The sequence below is a fragment of the Nitratidesulfovibrio sp. genome (assembly GCF_040373385.1).
In the GTDB taxonomy this organism is placed as follows: Bacteria; Desulfobacterota; Desulfovibrionia; order Desulfovibrionales; family Desulfovibrionaceae; genus Cupidesulfovibrio.
This window is the reverse complement of record NZ_JBDXXH010000001.1, coordinates 379,595-400,337: the sequence shown is the minus strand read 5'-3', so window position 1 is coordinate 400,337 and position 20,743 is coordinate 379,595. Positions and strand designations below refer to the sequence as shown.

General features: G+C 63.9%; 14 protein-coding genes. 7 read left to right on the top strand and 7 right to left on the bottom strand.

Annotation, left to right across the window (positions count from 1 at the left end):
• Positions 1–51: 51 nt before the first annotated feature.
• The 4 genes from ABWO17_RS01685 to ABWO17_RS01670 form a co-directional block, all read right to left on the bottom strand.
• Entirely contained in the window at positions 52–1,284 is a 1,233-nt protein-coding gene (locus ABWO17_RS01685) for a multidrug effflux MFS transporter (protein WP_353115420.1), read from the bottom strand.
• Between the two features lie 184 nt (positions 1,285–1,468).
• Entirely contained in the window at positions 1,469–2,215 is a 747-nt protein-coding gene (locus ABWO17_RS01680) for an SDR family oxidoreductase (RefSeq protein ID WP_353115418.1), read from the bottom strand.
• A 24-nt stretch (positions 2,216–2,239) separates the two neighbouring features.
• On the bottom strand, positions 2,240–3,223 hold the full coding sequence (locus ABWO17_RS01675; RefSeq protein ID WP_353115416.1) for an aldo/keto reductase: 984 nt from the start codon (positions 3,221–3,223) through the stop codon (positions 2,240–2,242).
• Positions 3,224–3,347: 124 nt separating this feature from the next.
• Complete coding sequence (locus ABWO17_RS01670; protein ID WP_353115414.1) at positions 3,348–3,989, bottom strand: flavodoxin family protein; 642 nt, start codon at positions 3,987–3,989, stop codon at positions 3,348–3,350.
• A gap of 283 nt (positions 3,990–4,272) precedes the next feature.
• Between ABWO17_RS01670 and ABWO17_RS01665 the strand changes: the two genes are divergently transcribed.
• The 7 genes from ABWO17_RS01665 (at position 4,273) to ABWO17_RS01635 (ending at position 10,632) form a co-directional block, all read left to right on the top strand.
• On the top strand, positions 4,273–4,986 hold the full coding sequence (locus ABWO17_RS01665; protein ID WP_353115412.1) for an ERF family protein: 714 nt from the start codon (positions 4,273–4,275) through the stop codon (positions 4,984–4,986).
• 70 nt (positions 4,987–5,056) lie between these two features.
• Complete coding sequence (locus ABWO17_RS01660; RefSeq protein ID WP_353115410.1) at positions 5,057–6,448, top strand: hypothetical protein; 1,392 nt, start codon at positions 5,057–5,059, stop codon at positions 6,446–6,448.
• Positions 6,449–6,635: 187 nt separating this feature from the next.
• A complete protein-coding gene (locus tag ABWO17_RS01655) occupies positions 6,636–7,661 on the top strand; it encodes a DUF3150 domain-containing protein (RefSeq protein ID WP_353115408.1) in 1,026 nt (341 codons plus the stop codon).
• Positions 7,662–7,737: 76 nt separating this feature from the next.
• The gene (locus tag ABWO17_RS01650; protein WP_353115406.1) at positions 7,738–8,505 is read left to right on the top strand and encodes a Fic family protein; all 768 of its coding nucleotides are present in this window, start codon (positions 7,738–7,740) and stop codon (positions 8,503–8,505) included.
• 74 nt (positions 8,506–8,579) lie between these two features.
• Complete coding sequence (locus ABWO17_RS01645) at positions 8,580–10,175, top strand: cobaltochelatase CobT-related protein (protein ID WP_353115404.1); 1,596 nt, start codon at positions 8,580–8,582, stop codon at positions 10,173–10,175.
• A gap of 102 nt (positions 10,176–10,277) precedes the next feature.
• Complete coding sequence (locus ABWO17_RS01640) at positions 10,278–10,448, top strand: hypothetical protein (protein WP_353115402.1); 171 nt, start codon at positions 10,278–10,280, stop codon at positions 10,446–10,448.
• Positions 10,441–10,632, top strand: a complete 192-nt coding sequence (locus ABWO17_RS01635) for a PDZ domain-containing protein (protein WP_353115400.1) — start codon at positions 10,441–10,443, stop codon at positions 10,630–10,632. Before ABWO17_RS01640 ends, ABWO17_RS01635 begins: the two co-directional genes overlap by 8 nt.
• Positions 10,633–10,722: 90 nt before the next feature.
• Here ABWO17_RS01635 and ABWO17_RS01630 read toward each other — a convergent pair whose 3' ends face one another.
• From ABWO17_RS01630 to ABWO17_RS01620, 3 genes are all read right to left on the bottom strand, one after another.
• The gene (locus ABWO17_RS01630; RefSeq protein ID WP_353115398.1) at positions 10,723–11,409 is read right to left on the bottom strand and encodes a Fic family protein; all 687 of its coding nucleotides are present in this window, start codon (positions 11,407–11,409) and stop codon (positions 10,723–10,725) included.
• Positions 11,410–11,447: 38 nt separating this feature from the next.
• On the bottom strand, positions 11,448–11,660 hold the full coding sequence (locus ABWO17_RS01625; protein WP_353115396.1) for a hypothetical protein: 213 nt from the start codon (positions 11,658–11,660) through the stop codon (positions 11,448–11,450).
• A gap of 200 nt (positions 11,661–11,860) precedes the next feature.
• Positions 11,861–20,647, bottom strand: coding sequence for a glycoside hydrolase family 94 protein (locus tag ABWO17_RS01620; protein ID WP_353115394.1), 8,787 nt, complete (start codon positions 20,645–20,647; stop codon positions 11,861–11,863).
• Positions 20,648–20,743 lie beyond the last annotated feature (96 nt).

The following is a 20,743-nucleotide window of genomic DNA, read 5'->3' as shown; positions in this document are numbered from 1 at the left end:
GAGAACAGAGGGGCTTCGCTGTCTTGCCCTTCCCCCAACGCTTGCCGCGCATCAGCTACCGGCATGTCTACCGAAGAACCGGCTGGCGTATTTGCTTGCCTTTCCCTGCACTGCAAGAAACGCAGCCGCCGTGAACAACAGCATTATCCAGGTCATAGTCCACGGCGTCCCGTTGCTGAACAGGGCAAGCAGCACGGACGAGACGATGCCGCTCCCGTATTGCAGCGCGCCGATCAACGCGGAAGCCGAACCTGCGATATGGGGAACCTCGTCCAGGGCTGCCGCCGTTGACACAGCGGCGACGATTCCGTTCATCGAGAAGAATATGAAGACCATCCCGACGATTATATACATGCCGAAAAGTTCTTCCCTGACAAATACAGCCATGGCAATCATGGCTAACAATGATACTGTTGTCGCAATCTGCAACAACATGCGCAGGGAAAACCTGTAGACAAGATGCCTGTTGAAGAAGCTGATGATCATGACTCCGATGATGTTGACCGCGAACAGCCATCCGTAGTGCTGCGGGTCTACCCCGAAATGGGTGATGTACACTCGCGGCGATCCGGCGATGAATGCATACGCGGCAACGTAATAGAATGTCACGCAAAGGGTGAACCGCATGAACACCTTATGCCGCAACAGGAAATAATAATTCGTGAAGGCGCTCCCTATCGAAGCGGGCGTTCTCTTTTCGGCGGGCAGAGTCTCCGGCAACCAGAACAGCGAGACGAACATCAGCAACCCGATCACCGTCAGCAGCCAGAATATGCTGTGCCAACTGCTGACCCGAATGATTTGCCCCCCCATGAGCGGACCGATGATCGGCGCTATGGCCATGATGATCATCAGGGTCGACAGCATTTGCGCCGCCTGGGTACGGGAGTACAAATCCCGAATCATCGCCCGAGCCAGCATGGGGCCGGTGCATGCGCCAAAAGCCTGCACGATGCGCCAGAAGACGATCTGCGTGATCGTTTGCGACATGGCGCAACCTGCGCTTCCTATCGCAAAAATCAACATGCCGATGAAAAGCGGAGCCTTACGGCCCTTGCTGTCACTGATCGGCCCCCAGAGAAGTTGGGCGAAGGTGAACCCCACCAGAAAACCGGTGATAGTGAATTCTGTGTCGCCGTGGAGTTCCTTGGCCATTGTCGGCATTGCCGGAAGGTAAATGTCGGTCGATAGCGATGTGAATGCCATCAACGCACCAAGAATGGTCAGAAACAGCGCGCCAGCGACGATTTGTGCGTCATTTTCCGAGGGCTTGAGAGTATCCATAACGTGCTTGCTTCTGTCCGTTGGTTTGAAGTCACTATGCGCCGTCGACGTTGTCGACGCTGTCGGCCATCCCGAACTCCATGGGCGCTCCCACCCGCCTCCGGGTGAACCTTCCGACAACATCCGGCAGGCGGGCGGCTCCATTGCCGGGTGTCGTCGACCATGGCCCCGGTCCGGGTCACGTCTACAGTTCCTGATCCGTGGGCCGGAAGAGTATCTCGTTGATGTCCACGTCATCCGGCTGGCTCATGGCGAACACGACCATGCGCGCGAAGGTCTCGGCCGGAATGGCATACTCGGCATAGAACTGGCGGATGCCCTCGGCTACGTCCGGCTCAGTCACGCTATGCATCAACTCAGAGGAAACCGCGCCCGGCGAAAGCACCGTGGTGCGGATGCCATACGGCTTCACCTCCATGCGTAGCCCCTCGGAGATGACCCGCACGGCGGTCTTGGTGGCCGAATATACCGCAGAGCCAGGGTGGACCTTGTGCCCGGCCACGGAAGAGACGTTGATGATGTGCCCAGACTTCTGGCGCTGCATGTGCGGCAGCGCGGCAGCGATGCCGTAAAGCACACCCTTGAGGTTCACGTCGATCATGCGGTCCCAGTCGTCGAGTTTGAGGCGTTCCAGTGGCGAGTGCGGCATGAGCCCGGCGTTGTTGAGCATGACGTCGACGCGGCCGAAGATGCGTACGGCCTCGTCCACCAGCGCCTTCACCTGTGCGGCGTCGGTGACGTCCGTGGCCAGGGCCAGGGCCTTGCCTCCGCTGGCGGTCAACGCATCCACAAGGGCCTGCAGGCGATCCACACGCCGCGCGCCCAGCACGACGGTCGCCCCCTGGACGGAGAGGGAGCGCGCCGTGGCTTCGCCAAGCCCGCTGCTCGCGCCGGTGATGACCACAACCTTTCCTGCGATGTTGCTGTTCATGGTGGTGTCTCCTCTCTTACGTATTTAGTTGCCAGTACGCTTGGCGAAGTCCGAGTCCGCCGGATAGCGGTCCCCGGCGATCTCAATCCTGGCCAGCGCGGCGTTCAGTTCACGCAGATCGCTCTCGGTCAGCACGATGTCCGCGCCTCCCTGGTTCTCCTCCACGCGGGCCATCTTGGTGGTGCCGGGGATGGGCACGATCCAGGGCTTCTGAGCCAACACCCAGGCCAATGCGACCTGCGCTGGGGTGGCCTGCTTGGCCGCCGCCACGGACTTCACCAGTGCGACAAGCGCCTGGTTGGCGTCGAGGTTCTCGGGAGAAAATCGGGGCACGATGCTGCGGAAGTCGTCGCCGCCAAAGGTCGCGGTCTTGTCGAAGCGCCCCGCGAGAAAGCCCTTGCCCAGCGGACTGAAGGGCACGAAGCCGATGCCGAGTTCCTCCAGAGCGGGCAGTAACGTCGCCTCTGGCTGGCGCCACATCATGGAGTATTCGCTCTGAATGGCGGTGAGCGGCAGTACGGCATGTGCCCGACGGATGGTCTGCACCCCGGCCTCGGAAAGGCCCCAGTGCTTCACCTTGCCCTGACGCATCAATTCGCCCACCACGTCGGCCACTTCCTCAATGGGCACGGCAGGATCCACGCGGTGTTGGTAGTAGAGGTCGATGGCCTCCACCCCCAGGCGTTTCAGCGAGCCCTCCACAGATTGCCGGATACGCTCGGGCTTGCTGTCCAGGGTCTGCTTGCCATCCACGTTGTACACGCCGAACTTGCTGGCGATGACCACCTTGCCCTTGAAGGACGCCAGCGCCTCGCCCACAAGGCTTTCGTTATCCCCGTATACCTCCGCAGTGTCGAAGAAGGTCACACCCTTCTCCACGGCCCGGCGGATAAGCGCGATCATCTCGCGCCTGTCAGCCGCCGGGCCATAGCCGTGGCTCATGCCCATGCAGCCAAGGCCGATAGCCGAGACCTCCAGACCGTTCGTTCCCAGTATTCTCTTTTCCATCTGCTTGCTCCTTGTTCGGGCCTTTCGGCGGACAGCGCGTTGAAGCAGCGCACGTGTGAAAGCTAACCACGGCAGGCGCTGAGGATAGACATGATCCGAGCGTATTCTTGCCTGATTCTCCTGTTCAAGAGGCTACGGGGGGCTCGGACTCCAAATCCAGCCTGTACTGGGGCGCGGGGAATGGAGCCGGGGCCGAGGCGATGGCCTGGCCCAGCCAGCAGATGGTCTTGCCCAGGTGCTCCATGTTCCGCATTCCCTCCGCGTCTTCCAGCACCTGCCCCCTGTCGCGCCCGACCCCGAGGTTCCAGTAGGTAGAGCCGGGAACGACCATGGAAGACAACAGGAACATGTGGTTGATTGTGTCGAAGACATGGGTTCCGCCACCACGCCTGACCGCCACCACTGCGGCACCGATCTTCCCGCTGAGCAGCCCGCCGTTGGCCAGGCCCACGAACCCGACCCGGTCGATGAAGGCCTTCAGTTCGGGGGTGACGTCCGCGAAGTAGGTCGGAGACCCGAGAATGAGGGCATCGGCCGAGTATATCCGCTCCAGATGGTCGTTCAAGCCGTCCTTGCCGATGCTGCACCGCCTGTCGCGATTTTCGAAACACTTGAAGCAGGCAATGCAGCCCCTGACGGGTTTGCCGCCAACCTGAATGTAGTCGGTGCTCCACCCGGCGACCTGCAGTTGTTCAAGCACCTTTTCAAGCATTATTTGCGTGTTGCCCCCCCGGCGGGGGCTTCCGTTTATGGCTACTGCCTTCATGTCGATACTCTCCCTGTTGGTGGGGCAATCGGACGGATTCTCCCGATTGCCAGATGACACCCTAATTACTGGCGGCAACAGTGAGAGGGATAGACGCAATTCTACCTGATTCTTGCCTGTTTCTCTTCGAGGGGTGGGTTAACGGAATGGAGGCTGCATTCTCCGCCCACGCGTTATCCATTAAAATTCAAATATATATTACATACTTGGATTGACTTATATTTTGCCCCAAACTGCCCCAAAGCCCTGTGTGTCAGGGCTTTTCTCTTTCCAAGGAGACGCCATGGACAGCCTTCAGTACACCTCTCCTGAGGTCACGGACCTCGCCAAGGCCCTCATTGCCGTGCAGCACACCCTGCAACCGGCCATCAAGGACCGTGAGAACCCGTTCGCCAAGTCCCGCTATGCCACCCTCAACTCCGTCATGGACTCCTGCCGCGATGCGCTGCTGGCCAACGGCATCTGGGTAACTCAGTGCCCGGTCCCGGCAGAGGCTGGGCGCCTCGGCCTTGTCACCAAGCTCACGCACGCGGAATCCGGCCAATGGCAGTCGTCGCTACTGGTCATGCCCCTGCCCAAGGCCGACCCGCAGGGTTACGGCAGCGCCATGACCTATGCCCGCAGGTATGCGCTTTCGGCTATGCTCGGCATGGTGACGGAAGACGATGACGACGGCGAGGCAGCATCCCGAGACAGGCCCGCACGACAGAGAACGCCTCGCCAGCCTCGGAATCCGCAGCCTTCGGTCGTCTCAGCCCAACAAGCCACGCCCGCAGCCCCTCCACCTCAGCCCAAGCCTGCTGAAAAAACACATCCAGCCTTGGCGTCACTGCCACGGCTGGATGGGGTAAACTACTCGACGGCCACCGCCCAGGATGGCCGTCTTTGCATTCTGGCATCGGGCAACACGTCTGCCCGCAAGCAACTGCTCTCGGCTGCCGGGTTCAAATGGAACGCCGAGCGCAAGGTCTGGTGGCGGTACGCCGAGACCGCCTGATCCACACACCACGCCAACGGCGGGGATTCCCCCGCCATGGGGGAACCTCGTTCACTCGATGGAGTCCCCCATGACAGACACCCCGCAATCCCCCATGCCTCCGGCACTGCCGGACCCTCTCTCCCTCCTCGCCGAATCCCTGCTGGCACGCGAAGTCCACACCACGCTGACTCAACTGGGCGACCGCAACACCTACGTCGGCATGTCCGACATCGGCGCCGCAACGGAATGCCTGCGCTCGGCGGCTGCCCGCAAACTGGCGTCGCCGGGCACGCAGCCCCACACCACCCCGCCTCCGCATGTCGGTTCCATCCTGAAACGCCATCTCCCACTGCATCGGGGCCACTGGCAGGAAGCCGGGATCACCGACTCGCTCACCAAAAGCGGCCACCGCGTCATCCCACAACTGGAAATCAGCGCCTCCTTCCACGGCGTGCCCATCAAGGCCCACCTCGACATCACCCTCATCCACGAAACCCCGACCCCCGTCATCCGGGTGCTGGAGCTGAAGAGCAACGGGCACCTGCCCGAAACCCTCTACACCTCCAACGAGGTGCAACTCTACGGGCAGATCGGCCTGCTGGAGAGTACTTGGCATCGCCCCTGCTGCTCGCTTCGGGACGAAGACGACCAGCCGATCTTCACCCGCAAGACCTTCCCGGAGGCAGCCCGTCTGCTTTTCGGTATCGACTTGCCGGACACTTCGGAAAGCGTGGCCATCGAAGGCTGGGTGCTCTCCATCTCCATGGCCGACGCCAAGGCCTTCGGACCATACACACCTAACCGGACCATGCTCGGCATCTGCTGCAACACTGCCGCCGACCTGTGGCAGGCAGTCAACGCCGTCAAGGCGGGGCAGTTGGCGCTTGACGACCTCCCGTATTGCCGGGGGTTTCATCCCCTGTGTGACTGGTGCGACGCCAACCCCACCTGTCCCAAGTTCCGTCCCATCCGGGTTGACGGCATGCCAGTGGACCTCGGTCCCGCCCATGCGGCGGACCTCGACCATCTCGCCAGCCTGAATGAACGCAAACTCGCCATCGAGGGCGATATCGCAGCGATTGAAGGGCGCATCCGCACCGCCTTCCAGCGCATCGCGGCGGTAAGCGACAGCATGGCCCGGGACTGGATAACCGCGGGCAGGCACCGCTTCCGGGTGGCATCCATGCCCGGCAGACAGACCATCGACCAGGCGGCCCTGCAGGAGGAACTGGAGGCCCTGACCGGCGATCCCCAAACGGCGACAGACATCCTGGACCGATTCCGCATTCTGGAACGACTCCGACCTACACAGCACCCACGAGGAGCACACACTCATGAAAGCGACATCCGCCATGCGTATCTTCCCCTTCTCCCGCAGCATCCACCTCGTCCGGGATATCCACACCAACGGCGTCCGCCACCACTGGAAGGCGGAAGCGGAACTCTACCTCCTCAAGGTCAGCACCTGGACCGGGGATGACGAGGAACCCCATCCCTCGCGGGTCACGGTCCATACCATCGGGTGGGGCCGGTGCATCGACGAGGACCCGGTACAGGAGATGTGGCGACAGGCCGCGGAGAAGATCGAAAAAGACCACTATCACTTCCACAACGGAATCTAGGACGCCCCTCCCCCGAGGGGCGTTCCGCTTTTACGGAGCACGCACATGAACGACACCATCCTGAACTGCCTCATGGCCATCAACCTCGACGTGAACATCTGGACCGCCCGGCGCAAGCTGACCCCGGCTGACTTCGGCGGCGCGGACCTGCCGCCGGAGGAGCTTGCCTCGCTCGGCAGCAAGCGCATCTGCGATCCCGAGGAACTGAAGATATTCGGCACGCTGAAGGCGCGCGCGGTGAACCTGCTCGACCGCCACGGCGTGCGCTTTCTTGGCGGTTGGGGCATTCCGGAGGAAAAAGCCCCCGTTCTTGTGGAAGAACTCGACCGCATTCGGGGCGAATTCCTGGCAGCCAGGGATACCTTCCTCACCCGGTACGATGACGCCGTTCGGGACTGGATAGCCCGGCACGGCGAGTGGGAACGCATCATCGCCGACTCCACGGTCAGCGCGGACTACGTGCGCAGCCGCATGGGCTTCCGTTGGCAGGTCTACCGCATCGTGCCGCCTGCTTCAGGCGATGCGGAGCCGGTGGCCCAGGGGCTTGCGGAAGAGGTGCGAGGGCTTGGTCGGACCCTGTTTGACGAGGTGGCCAAGGCCGCCACCGAGGCCTGGCACAAGTGCTACGCGGGCCGCAGCGAAGTGACCCACAAGGCGCTGTCCCCCTTGCGGACCATCCACCAGAAGCTGGCCGAGCTGACCTTCGTGGAACCGAGGGTGGCCCCGGTGGCCGACCTCATCGATACGGCCTTCGCCAATCTGCCCAAGCGGGGCAGGATACAGGGGGCGCACCTGCTCATGCTGCAGGGGCTGGTGGCCCTGCTGCGCGATCCGTCCGCGCTCATGGAGCATGGACAACGGATCATGGAGGGGCATCGCCCGTCCGATCTGCTGGATGCTCTGCTGCGGCAGGATGGGAGCACGGAGAATGGACGGATAGCGTCCGCAGACGAACCCGAAGGAGGAGAGGACGACATGCCCGACCTTGGGGACGACCTTGCGCAGGATGGCATCCCCCGCGAGATCATGCCCGACCTGCAACCCGTCCTGCCCAATTGCGGCTTGTGGTAGGTGGCTGGACAGGCCACGCCAACCCGTTTACCTATCGAAACGGTTAACTTGATTTCAAGCTACTTGCGAGCACGCCATGACAACCCCTTCGCCCACACCGCCCATCGACATCGCCCAACTCGACGCCCTCAAGGCGCGGCTCGACCGGCATCGTCCGCTGCCGCCCGACATGGTGGCCGACCTGCGGGCGGACATGGTGCTGCGGTATACCTTCCATTCCAACGCCATTGAGGGGAACACGCTGACCCTCATGGAGACCAAGGTGGTGCTGGAAGATGGAGTGACCATCGGCGGCAAGTCCATGCGCGAGCATCTTGAAGCCATCAACCACAGGGAAGCCATCGGCTTTCTGGAAGAGGTGGTGCGAGACGGACGCGGGTTGGACGAACGCACCCTGAAGGACTTGCACCAACTGGTGCTTCGGGGCATTGCCGATGACGCGGGCCGCTACCGGACCCGCAACGTCATCATCTCCGGCGCGGGGCACACCCCGCCCGATGCCCTGCATGTGCAGGAACGCATGGACACCTTTTTCGGGTGGTACGCGGATGCGGCGACGCGCCTGCACCCCGTGGAACTGGCCGCGCGCGTCCATGCCGACTTCGTGGTGATCCACCCGTTCACGGACGGCAACGGGCGCACCGCCCGGCTGCTGATGAACCTTGAACTGATGCGGGCCGGATACCCCACGGTGATCATCCCGGTGGAACAGCGGGCCGCGTACTACGAGAACCTCGACGCCATCGGGGTGCGCGGCGACTACGCCTCCTTCCTTAGGCAGATCGGCGCGCTGGTGGCAGCCAGCTTCGAACCGTACTGGCGGCTGCTCGGCACCGCCGCCTGATCATCCGATACACACCAGCCACGAAAGGCCCCGGAGCACCACGCTTCGGGGCCTTTTCGCATCCGGAGGACAACATGCTGGATACACGCGCCGTGATGCGCTCGCTGCCGCTGGTGGCGAGCGTGCTCGGCAGGAAATACGGCGTCACCGTGACCATCGGGGGCACGGAGGCCTACACGGACGGTAGCGCGATCCATCTCCCCGCCTTGCCGGTGGACGTGCCCGATACCTTCCTCGCACTAGCCCGTGGCTACATCGACCATGAGGCCGCCCACCTGCGGGATACCGACTTTGCTGCGCTGAAGGCCGCGAACCTTACCCCGCTTGAGCACCATGTCTGGAACATCATCGAGGACTGGAGGGTGGAGAACCGGCTGGTTGCCTCGTTCCCCGGCTGCCGGGGAAATTTCGACTGGCTCATTGGCCACTTTTTCGGCGGCAAGGCGACCAAGACAGCGGACGATCCCGCAGCCCTGTTCCTGAACTGGCTGCTGCTTACGGTTCGGGCGTGGGACGTCCCGGCCATCGGGAAACGGCGCGACACCATCGCGGCACATCTCGATAAACTCTGCCCGGGCCTGCTTACCCGCATCGCCTGCGTGGTGGAAGCGGTACGTACCTCGTGCGCATCAACAGCCGAGGCCATTGTCCATGCGCGGGCCATCGTCGCGGAACTAGGCAAGGCCACGCAAACGCCGCCACCCGCGTCAGGTAGGAATCTGGACGCCAATCAAACTGGGAACGCCCCGGAGGGTGGGTCTGGCAATGGCAACCAGCCCACGGCATCACCGTGGGAACGGATACGGACCCTGCTGCATGCCCAAGGGGACGAACTTCCGCAGGAATTCGGTGCAATCCTTGGTGAGGCCCTGAAACGTGAGGCACCCGCAAGCGATAGACTGCCCGTGAACGTGGCTACCGTCACTCACAAGGTAAGCTGGGACCTGCACCCTGACGATATCGCCGAGGCCAAACGGGCATCGACGGCCCTGCGGACGCGGCTTCATGGCCTGTTGCAGGCTGCGACCATCAGCCGGACCCACGGGGCACGGAGCGGGAGACTCGACCCGCGCAGGCTCCACCGCATCGCCACGGATGACGCCCGCGTCTTCATGCGCAAGGGAACGCGCGTCGGCATCAACACCGCCGTGCATCTGCTTCTCGACTGCTCCGGGTCCATGACTACGAGCATCCGGCTGGCCAGCACGGCCTGTCATGCCGTGGCCTCGGCCCTTGAGACCATCGGCATCAACGTGGCCATCACCGCTTTTCCGGCCAGCCATGACCCGGCGTCAACGGAACAGAAAACAGTGGGCCGCCTGGTGCGGCACGGACAGCGGGTACATTCGAGGCTCCTGATGTCTGCCGTGGGGACCACCCCACTGACCGAGTCCCTGTGGTGGGTGATGCAGGAAATGCTACCCCTGCGTGAGGCCCGCAAGCTCATCCTGCTGCTGACCGATGGCGATCCCGATACGCCAACATGTGCCCTGGAAGCCATCCGGCACGCCGAACGGCTGGGGTTCGAGGTCTACGCCATCGGCATCGGCGCGGTGAACATCCTGCAGCACCTGCCGGGACGGCACCGGACGATCAACACCATGACCGAACTTGTCCCGGCGATGTTCGGCCTGCTCCAAGGCGCGCTGGTCGGCAGGCGCGCGACATGAAGCAAACACAAACAACACCGGCAACGAGAAACGGGGAGGCACCACGCCTCCCCGTTCTTTTTCAACACCCCGACAAGGAGGTCGTATGCGCTGGATGTACTTGTGCCGGTTCTGGCCGTGGAAGAGGTGCCTTCTGCCGCCTGCGGAATGCGTGCTCTTCGCGGACTGCCCGAAGGTCCGCATCCCAAGGAGGATAAAGATATGAACTGGGGATCAATCATCGCCATAGCCATCGCGGTACTTAACGTCGTCAAGGAGAGCATCGATGACTGACCACGAATCCAGGAACAAGGGAATGAACAGGGCTTGGGTGTTTCTTGGCGGCTGCCTGGCCGGTGTAGCTGGCGTGTTCGTGGCGGCCATCATGTCAGACACACCGGCAAGTATGGAAGGTAGCAAGGAGCGCGAAGAGGAAGCGCAACTGGCGCTGCCGGAGGGTGAGGCAGAAGGAAGCTAGGACAACCGGCAGGGGGGCTGCGGCCCCCCCTATGCCACAAACATGCTTTGCGGGCACTGCCGTGGAACCGCCAACAACTTTGCCTGGAACCTACCCTTCACGACGGAGTTGCAGCAACTGACGCCCCTTGTCCGTCAGTCGATACCGCTGCAAGCGGCTATTGGGCTTGTCGGGAACGGTCATCTCGATGAACCCATCCGCCAGGGCCGGTTTGAGATAGCGCTCCCGGAAAGACTTGCGGCCTTGCAGACCAAGTGCATCCTGCAACGCCTCACGGGGCATTTCGCCATGCATGGCCTGCAATAGCTGTTCGACTTGGGGGGTGACTTGAGGGGCGACTTGGGGGGCATCTGGAGCAACGGACGCGCTCACGGCATCGAAAATCATCGTGAGCATGAACTCGATGAAGGGGGCACTGTCCGTCTGCCGCGTACTTTCCTGCCACGCCTCATAGTACTCGGCCTGATGCGGGAAGATCAGGTTCTCCACCGGGAGATCGGCGAACAACCCACTCCAACGGGCCAGAATGAGGCTCTGCCACAACCGCCCCATGCGGCCATTCCCGTCGGCGAAGGGATGGATGAATTCGAATTCGTAGTGGAACACGGAACTTGCGACCAACGGGTGGGCATCGCTGGTCGCCAACCAGTGAAACAGATCGCCCATAAGCGCGGGCAACCGGTCCGCCGGAGAAGCCAGGTAGATAACGTGGGAACCTTCCGGCACGCCGACGCCACCCCGGCGGTAGCTGCCTGCCTCGTCGATCAGGCCGGACATCAGGATGCCGTGCGCTTCCAGCAGGTCCTTTTCGACGACTAGATTCCAGTCATCAACTCGTACGCGGCAAGGGCATTGCGCACTTCCTGAACCTCACGGGGAGGCGCGATGACCCGTTTCCCGTCGAGGATGGCGGTGATCTGCGCTTCGCTGAGTTGGTTGCCTTCTATGGCGAGCGACCCGCGTATCGTGCGGATACGGTTGATACGCCGCAATCGGAGTGTCGCCGCCTGTTCGCGGAGAATGGTCAACCGCCCCACGGCTTCGCTGATCCGGCCGACAAGGGTTCACTACCCAAGGTGTATGCAGTGGGGGCGCGTTGGCAAGACGAAACGAAGGGCCGTGCGCCCTTGAATGCATGAAAGCGGGAACCCAACGAGATATCATGAAGGCTCTCCGCTCTCGTCGGGCGACACAACCAACGGCCGTCGGCACGAGGGTGCAACCCCGTTCACGCATGACCGGCCGATACACGAACCTCGACGCGGTGCTCGGCCCCGTCATCAACGAGAAGGATGCTGTTTCCTTCCTGGTCGGTACCATCCACGCGCAGGCGCACGCCGCTTCCTTCGTCCGAAGACCGCAGAACCTCCAGATGGTACACCGCACCGTGATATCGATAATGCAGGGTGAAACCGGCCCATCCTTCGGGCAGACAGGGCGAAACCCGCAACCTGCCGTTTTCCAGACTGATGCCCAGCAACGATTCCACGATCAGCCGGTACATCCACGCTGCGGAGCCCGTGTACCACGTCCAGCCGCCGCGCCCCACGTGCTGGGGGGCCGCATAGACATCCGCAGCAACCACGTAGGGTTCCACCTTGTAGACGGCGGTGGCTTCGCCGGACAGGGCATGGTTCACCGGGTTGATGATGGTGAAAAGCTCCCACGCGCGGCGGCCGTCCCCCATGTGGGCAAAGGCCATGGCCGCCCAGATGGCGGCGTGCGTGTACTGCCCGCCGTTTTCGCGCACACCGGGGGCGTAGCCCTTGATGTAGCCGGGGTTTTGCGCGGATGTATCGAACGGCGGATCCAGAAGCTGGACCAGCCCCTGCGTGCGCCGGACAAGGTGCTCATCCACGGCACCCATGGCCATGCTCGCCCGCTCCTTGTCCGCCGCCCCGGAAAGGACAGCCCAACTCTGCGCGATGGAATCTATCCTGCCCTCGGCATTGCCCGCCGAACCGAGCGGCGTGCCATCGTCGAAATAGGCGCGGCGGTACCACGCCCCGTCCCAGCCGTGCCGTTCGATATTGGTGCGCAGGGTGTCTGCCTCGTTCAGGCAACGTCCGGCAAAGGAAACGTCGCCTCGCGCTGCGGCAACCTCTGCAAAGCGCGTCAGCACCTCGTGCAGAAAGAAACCGAGCCACACGCTTTCCCCCTTGCCTTGTTCGCCCACGCGGTCCATGCCGTCGTTCCAGTCGCCGGAACCCATGAGCGGCAGGCCGCGCTCCCCGAACGCAAGGCCGTGCATGATGGCCCGGACGCAGTGTTCGTACAGGCTGCCTGTCTCGTCGGAACGCCGTGGCTGGTCGTAATAGGAATCCTCGTCCGGTTTCACCGGGCGACCTTGCAGAAAGTGGACGTATTCATCCAGAACGCCCGTGTCCCCGGTGGTCAGCACGTAGCGGCACGTCGCAAGCGGCAGCCAGAGGTAATCGTCCGAACAGCGGGTGCGCACGCCACGCTCCATGGGCGGGTGCCACCAGTGCTGGACATCACCTTCCCCGAACTGGTGCGCCGCGCACAGCAGCAGATGGTCGCGCACAAGATGCGGCTGCGCATGGACAAGCGCCATGACATCCTGCAACTGGTCGCGAAAGCCGAAGGCCCCGCCGGATTGGTAGGTGGCGGCTCGCGCCCACAGGCGGCAGGCCAGTGTCTGGTACAGCAGCCAGCCGTTGGCCAGCACGTTCAGTGATTGGTCTGGTGTCTCCACGTGTATGGCGCCAAGCGTGCGCGACCAGTATTCCCACACCGTGGCCAGCGCGGCGCGCGCGACCGTGGGCCCGCGAAAACGGGCCACCAGTTGCCGAGCCTCGTCGGGGGTACGTCCCACGCCAAGCCGGAACACGATTTCCCGTTCCTGCCCGGCGGCCAGGTCGAACCCCACCTGCATGGCGGCGCACGGATCAAGCCCCACGCCCACCCTGCCGGAAAGCCGCTTGCGCAGCATGGCGGCAGGGGCCTCGTGCGTACCGTTGCGGCCCAGGAATTCGACCCGGTCGCCAGTCACGGTGCGCGAGACCTCATCCACATCGAAAAACGCCGTCCTGTCGGCGAACTCCGTGTTGTACGGGTTGCGCGCGAACAGCGCGCCGCTGTCCGGGGCGATTTCCGTCGCCACGTGCATGGCGGCCTTGGGCGGCAGATCGCCAAGCACCCATTCCACATACCCGGTGGCGGACAGGCGCCGGGTGCGGCCAGACATGTTGCGCACCTTGAGAACCGTGAACCTGACCGCCGCATCCATCGCCACATAGACCCACATCTCGGTGCGAATGCCGCGCTCGACATGCTCGAACACGCTGTAGCCAAACCCGTGCCGGGTGACGTACGGCGTCGTCCCGCGACGTGGCAGCGGTGTGGGCGACCAGAAGTGGCCGCGCTCCTCGTCGCGCAGGTAGAACGCCTCTCCCCGCGAATCGCTCACGGGGTCGTTGCCCCACGGGGTAAGCCGGAATTCGTGGGCGTTCTCGCTCCACGTGCAGGCAAGGCCGCTTTCCGATATCACGGTTCCGAAGTTCGGGTTGGCCAGCACGTTCACCCACGGCGTGGGCGTCAGTTGCCCGGGGGCGGTGGTGATGACGTATTCCCGGCCATCGGGCGTAAAGCCGCCAAGGCCGTTGTAGAAGGCCAGGTCATCCCGGGGAAGCGGCGCTTCCGCCACCGGGTCCGGACGGTGGGTGCGCGTGACGACGAGCCTGGGCACCGTCATGGCCACACTGCCGCGCCCCTCTATCTGCTCTTCCAGCGTTCCCATGCCGTCGGAGATGATGACTCGCGCCACCGACTGGATCAGGATGCGGTCTTCCTCCGCAATCCTGTCGGCCGACCGGACAAAGATGCCGCCGGGGCGATCGGTGACGCCCGCCTCGATACCGGCGGCGATGAGCCCCATGATCTGGTCGTTCAGCACCTGCCTGTATCCGGCATGGTCCTCGTTCCAGATCACCAGGTCGACGGCCAGGCCCTTCAGGCGCCAGTAGGCGTGGGCCTGCACCATCTGGCGCACCAGTTCGATGTTTGCCGGGTCCTCGATCTTCAGCAGCACTATGGGCAGGTCGCCGGAGATGGCATAGCCCCACAGGCCCGACTGCCCCCTTGTGTTCCGGGCCAGGATGTCCTCGTCGGCCCGCAGCGCGGGGTTGGCATGCAGTACGGAACCGGCAAGACGCCCGTAGAGTTGCGCATCGGCTTCAGAGGCCCCCAACTGGCGCAACAGCACCTGCCCGTGCGTCCACGTGAGATCGAAAACGCGGTCCGCAAGGTGTCTGTCGTGGTACTTTTCCACCAGAACCACAGCCGCATCGCGGGTTTCCCCGATACCGGTCACCATGTCCACGGTTGCCACCTGTCCCGGCTCCAGCGTGATCCGGCAGCGAATGGCCACCACGGGATCGAGCACCGATCCTTCGCTGTCCGACAGGGCGCCCGACGCATCCTTGCCGCTGACTGCCTGCGGGGCGGCAAGGGTGTTCCCCCGGCCGATGAAGCGCATGCGGTCGGTCTCGTAGGAGACTGCCTGTGCTTCCACCCCGCGCACGGCCATCATGTGCAGCATCCACGGAACATGCTCGTCCTCGGCCCGTGGACGCCGGGTGCACAGGATGCCCTGCTGCCGCCGGAGTATCTCCGTCTGCACGAAAAGATTGCTGAACGCCGGATGCAGTGCGTCGGCGGCTGGCGGGGCCAGCACCACTTCCGCATAGCTGGTCACTTCCAGCTGACGGCGGGCCCATGACCGGTTGGTGATGCGCATGCGGCGCAGTTCGATGTCGTCTTCGGGCGAGACAGCTATTTCGGTGTGGATGTCGTAGCCACGGTCGCTGCGATGAAATTCCGCGCGCCCCTCTGAAAAGACGGCCTCGTAGCGCTCCGCGCGCCTGAGGGTGGGCTGGTGGGCCACGGACCAGAACTCGCCGCTGGCCACGTCGCGCAGGTAGCAGAAGGTGCCCCTGTTGTCGCAGGTGCCGTCCTCTCGCCACCGGGTGACGGCAAGGTCGTTCCAGCGGCTGTAGCCACCGCCCGCGTTGGTGACCATGACGTGATACCTGCCGTTGGACAGCAACTGCACTTCTGGCTGCGGGGTATCCGGGCTGGAGAAAACGCGAAGGGGCATTTCCTGCGTGCCGGAAGCCATGCGCAACTCGGACAGTTCGGTCGTGTGCGCGTAGCTTGCCGAGGCGGTGGGAATGCGCTCCTGAAGCAGCAACAGGGTTGCCTGGAATATGGAATCGGACTCGAAGCGCTTCTGCATCGGGCGGTCCAGCAGCACGTGCGACAAGGCCAGAAAGCTCATGCCCTGATGATGGGCCATGAAGGAACGGACCACGGAATGTGTCTGCCCGCGTGGCAGGCGCGAGGGGGTGTAGTCGATGGCCTCATAGAAGCCGTAGCGGGCTTCAATCCCCTCCGCCGAAAGGCGTTCCAGATTACGGCACGCATCGGCGGGGGCCACCATCAATGCCAGCGCCGTGGCGTACGGCGCGATGACCAGGTCTTCGGCAAGCCCGCGCTTCAGGCCCAGCCCGGGCACTCCGAAGGCCCGGTACTGGTAGTTGCGGTGCACGTCTATGGCGTTGTACCCGCACTCCGAAATACCCCACGGCACGGCGCGCACCCTTCCGTATTCCATCTGCCGCGCCACGGCGGCCGCGCAGGTCTGGTCGAGCAGCGTGTTCGCATAGCTCGGCATGACCAGCATCGGCATCAGGTATTCGAACATCGAGCCGCTCCATGACAGGAGAATCGGCTCCCCACCGGCAATGGTGAGCAAACGGCCGAGGGCAAACCAGCTTTCCTGCGGCAACTGCCCCTGCGCGATGGCCACGAAACTGGCAAGCCGCGCCTCCGAAGCCAGCAGGTCATAGCAGCTGACGTCGCGCCGCCGCTCGTCCACGTTGTAGCCTATGGCCAGCAGGTGCAGCGATTCGTCGTACAGCAGCCCGTATTCCATCCGGGCCATGACGCCGCACTGTACGGCCAGATATTCGATGGCCGCGATGCGCGCGCGGGCGTGCCCGCTGGCCGTCGCCACAAGGCGTTGCAGTTCGTCAAGCCTTGCGAGCTGTTCCAGCGTTGCACCGTTCTCGGAATACCGGGTGAACATGGGCTGAAACGCCGCCTCCAGTTCCGCCAGTTCCCGCAGCGTCGGCACTTCGTCAAGGCGCGAAAAATCCCCGAAGGCATACAGCGAAGGCACCAGTTCCGCCCATGGTGCAAGCAGGGCCAGTTCATCCAGGGCGTCGCGGCACTGCCCGTGAAAAGCGCGAATCCACCACGCCAGCAGGCTCTCGGCCCCTGCGGCGGCGGGCCCCATGTCGACGTCAACGGCCAGTGCCGACGACGCCAGCCGTTCAAGGCTGTGCCTGAGGGCCGCAAGGGTGTTCGGACGGGCGCGGACCGCAGCGTCCATATCCCGGCGAAGCTGCGCCAGCAGGACCGGCGCCACCCCCTTCGAAACAGTTGCGGCGGCAGCATTCGGGGCGGCGCCCGTGGCGATGTCCAGCGCGATGCCCAGGGTATCCGCAAGCCCGTCGAGCACGCGCGCGTCCAGTATCCTTTGGTCGGCAAGACCACGCAGCCCCGCCCGCAACGTCAGCAGGTGCCCGGCAAGGTTGCCGCTGTCGACCGAGGATATGTAGCGGGGCGGCAACGGGCTCAGGGTCTGCGTGTCGTACCAGTTGAAGAAGTGCCCGTAGTGGCGCTCCAGCCGGTTCATGGTCTGTAGCGTGCTGGTCGTGCGCTCCACGAGCCGCCCGGCGGAAATGATGCCGAAATCATGGGCGGTAAGGTTGGCCAGCAACGCAAGGCCCATGTTGGTGGGTGAAGTGCGGTGCGCCACCGCCTCCACGGGGTGTTCCTGATAGTTGTCCGGCGGCAGCCAGTTGTCCGCAGGGCCCACGAAGGTCTCGAAAAATGCCCATGTCTTGCGCCCGATCTTACGGAGAAAGATGGTCTGCGCCGCCGTCGGGCGTTCCCGAAGCCGGGCAAGAGGACGATCGAGCCACCACACGATGGCCGGTGCGGCAAGCCACAGGCACAGGACCGGCGCAGCAACGGCAAGCGGCGGAGAACCGGCCGGGCCTGCCGCCACAAGGGCGGCCATGGCGGCTGCCGCCGCGAAAGGGGCGAACCACATGGTCCGGTACAAGCCGACGAACCCCGTGCAACCGTCCTGCTCCTGATCGCCGGACGGATTCCATTGCAGCAGGTTCCTGCGCGAGACCAGCATCCGCCATGCCGTGCGCAGTATGGCATCCAGACTGAAGAACGCCTCGTAGGGCAGGCATGCCAAGGTGAACAACGCCTGCGAGAAATACCGGGGAACCGAACGGACAACGGCCACAAGGTGCTGCCTCGGCGTGATGTCTGCGGGTTTGCGGACCGCATTGGCCACAAGGGACAGCAGGGAAGGCAGCAGGATGATGCCCGCCGCCGCCACCGTCCAGAACCAGGCCGATGGCAGCATGGTCCAACCCGACACCAGCAGAAGCGTCAATGCCGCTGCCATGAGGCTGCGCCGCAAGTTGTCGAGGATCTTCCAGCGCGACAATACCGAAAGCGGATTCCTGCGCATGCGCGAATCCGGGCCGGGAATGCCCGGAAACAGCCAGCGGGCGATCTGCCAGTCACCGCGAATCCAGCGGTGCCTGCGGTTCACGTCCGCGCCGTAGCGCGAGGGATAGTCCTCGTACAACTGCACGTCGCTCATCAACCCGGCGCGGGCGTAGCAGCCCTCCAGCAGGTCGTGGCTGAGTATCCGGTTGTCGGGAAAACGCCCTCCCAGGGCCTGCTCGAACGCATCGACATCGTAGATCCCCTTGCCGATGAACGAGCCTTCGCCGAACAGGTCCTGATACACGTCCGAAACGGCGCGGGTATACGGATCGATGCCGATCTCGCTGGCGCACATGCGCCCGTACCGCGACCGGTTGGCGCCCGACAGGCTGGCGGTGACCCGTGGCTGAAGGATGCCGTACCCGGCTACCACGCGCTGGCGAAGTTCGTCGTACCGGGGACGGTTGAGCGGGTGCGCCATGGCCCCGATGAACCGCCAGGCCGCTTCGCGCGGCAGTTGCGTGTCGGTATCCAGCGTGATGACGTACTGCACGCCGGACAGGCATGCCGTTTCACCGACAACGAGCGCAAACCCGCCTGTATCCCCTTTCCGCAGAAAGACGTTCAGGTCCGACAGCTTGCCACGCTTGCGCTCATGCCCCATCCATACCCCGTCCTGCGGGTTCCACCGCCGGGGGCGGTGGAACAGAAAGAACACATCGCCATCGGCGCTGGGGTATCGCGCGTTCAGTGCCTCGATGTGTTGCCGGGCAAGCTGCACCAGGGGTTCGTCCTCCGGCATCGTTTCTTCGGCGGCATCGCGCACGTCGCTAAGCAGGGCGAAATGGAGGTGGGCGTGGTTGTTGGCCAGAAAGCGGACTTCAAGCGCCTTGGCCAGGGCGTCGATGCCGTCCGGGTCGGTCAGCATGGTCGGCACGACGACCAGCGTCCGCGCGCTTGACGGTATTCCCTTGGAAAAATCCATGCGCGGCAATGGGCGCGGCGTGGTCAACAGGGTGGCCAGCCAGTTTGCCAGGGCCACCGCAAGGTGGCTGGCACACAGGGCCGCGAGAAGTACGAACAGCCCCAGCCCCCAGCCATCCAGTCCGTCCGCGCGCGCCCTGCCCACCAGGCACACCGCGAAAAACGCCGTCATGGCCACGATGCCGCCAACGTAGGCCAGCAAGGGAACCCTGCCCCCTGCCCTGCGCAGCAGCGCCGCAGCCGACAGGCGCATGCCCACCGCCCGCTCGAACCGGGCCGCTCCCGCATCAATCAGATGGAATCCCACATGCGCGGAGCGGTCGTCACCGTCATTCAGGGCTGCCGCCTCGTCTGCCAGTTCCACCGCCTTCCGGGCCACCTCGCCTTCGGAAAGCCGACCACGCTTGGCCGCCTTTTCCACGACATGGCGGTAACGGTCGCGCGTGGCGAAATCCATGCCGCCGTACACACCGGCGGGGTCTTCACCCAATATCCGCTCGACGATGCTCATCGACTCGATGAACTCGCGCCAGTTCTTCGCGCCAAGGGTCCGCAGGCTGCCGATGCTGTTGCTCATCGTTACCTGATCGGCCGCCTGCTGCTGGGTCTCGAAACGCACCACCTGTTCGATGGTCAGGCCCGATTCGGACAACCGCTGCTCGATCCACGTCAGCGGCAGGGCCAGGGCGTGCCCTTGCCCCTGCAACCGGCGGGTCAGCTCGGCCACGAAGGAACTCGCCATGGGCGGGTCGGAGCGGGCCATGTCGGCAATGGCAAGAATCAGGTTGCGGGGTTCTCGCGCGGCAACCCTTGTCATCAGGTCGGCCCAATGGTCGGCGTGCGCCCGTTCCGACCTGTGCATGGCAATGCGCGCGGCAACGCGCCTGAGGTTCTCTATCAACGCCAGGCGCAGCATGATGGGAATCGCCCACAGTTCCCCCAACTTCAGGGGGGTAACCGTCTGGTAGGCGGTTACGAAGCGGTGGATGATTTCCGGGTCGACCCTTCCGTCGCCATGCGAAATCGTCTCCAGGGCTATGTCGTACACCCGGGGCAGCCCGGCCGAAGGGCCGGTGGCAAGGTACGGCAATTCCCGGCTGTACCCCTTGGGCAGGTGGCGGTTGGCCGTGCGTATCTGCTCCTCGATCACGTAGAAATTGTCGAGCAGCCATTCCCCTGCGGGCGAAATCCGTTGGTCAGCCCTGATGTCTTCCGTCAGCAGGGTGTGCACATGCAGCAGCAGGCGTTCGTTCGCGGCCAGCCTGTCCAGCAGGCGGTCGCGCGACCGGCCCGGCCGCAGGCTGTGCAGGTCCGCGAGCAGTATGCCGCGTTGCTCCATCTGGTCGGCGCTGAGCAGTTCCGAGCGGAGCGGCAGTTCGTTCTCGTCCGGCTGCAACGCCTGCTCCATCCCACAACAACGCATCCATGCACGGGCAAGGGCACTGCGAACGGTATTGGTTTCCTCCTCCATTCCTGAGTCTCCTTCCGCATGGGCGGAATCACAGCGGGCACACGGCAAAAATGCGCACCGACGCATGGTGCCAGCGACACAGGCACCGCGCGGGCG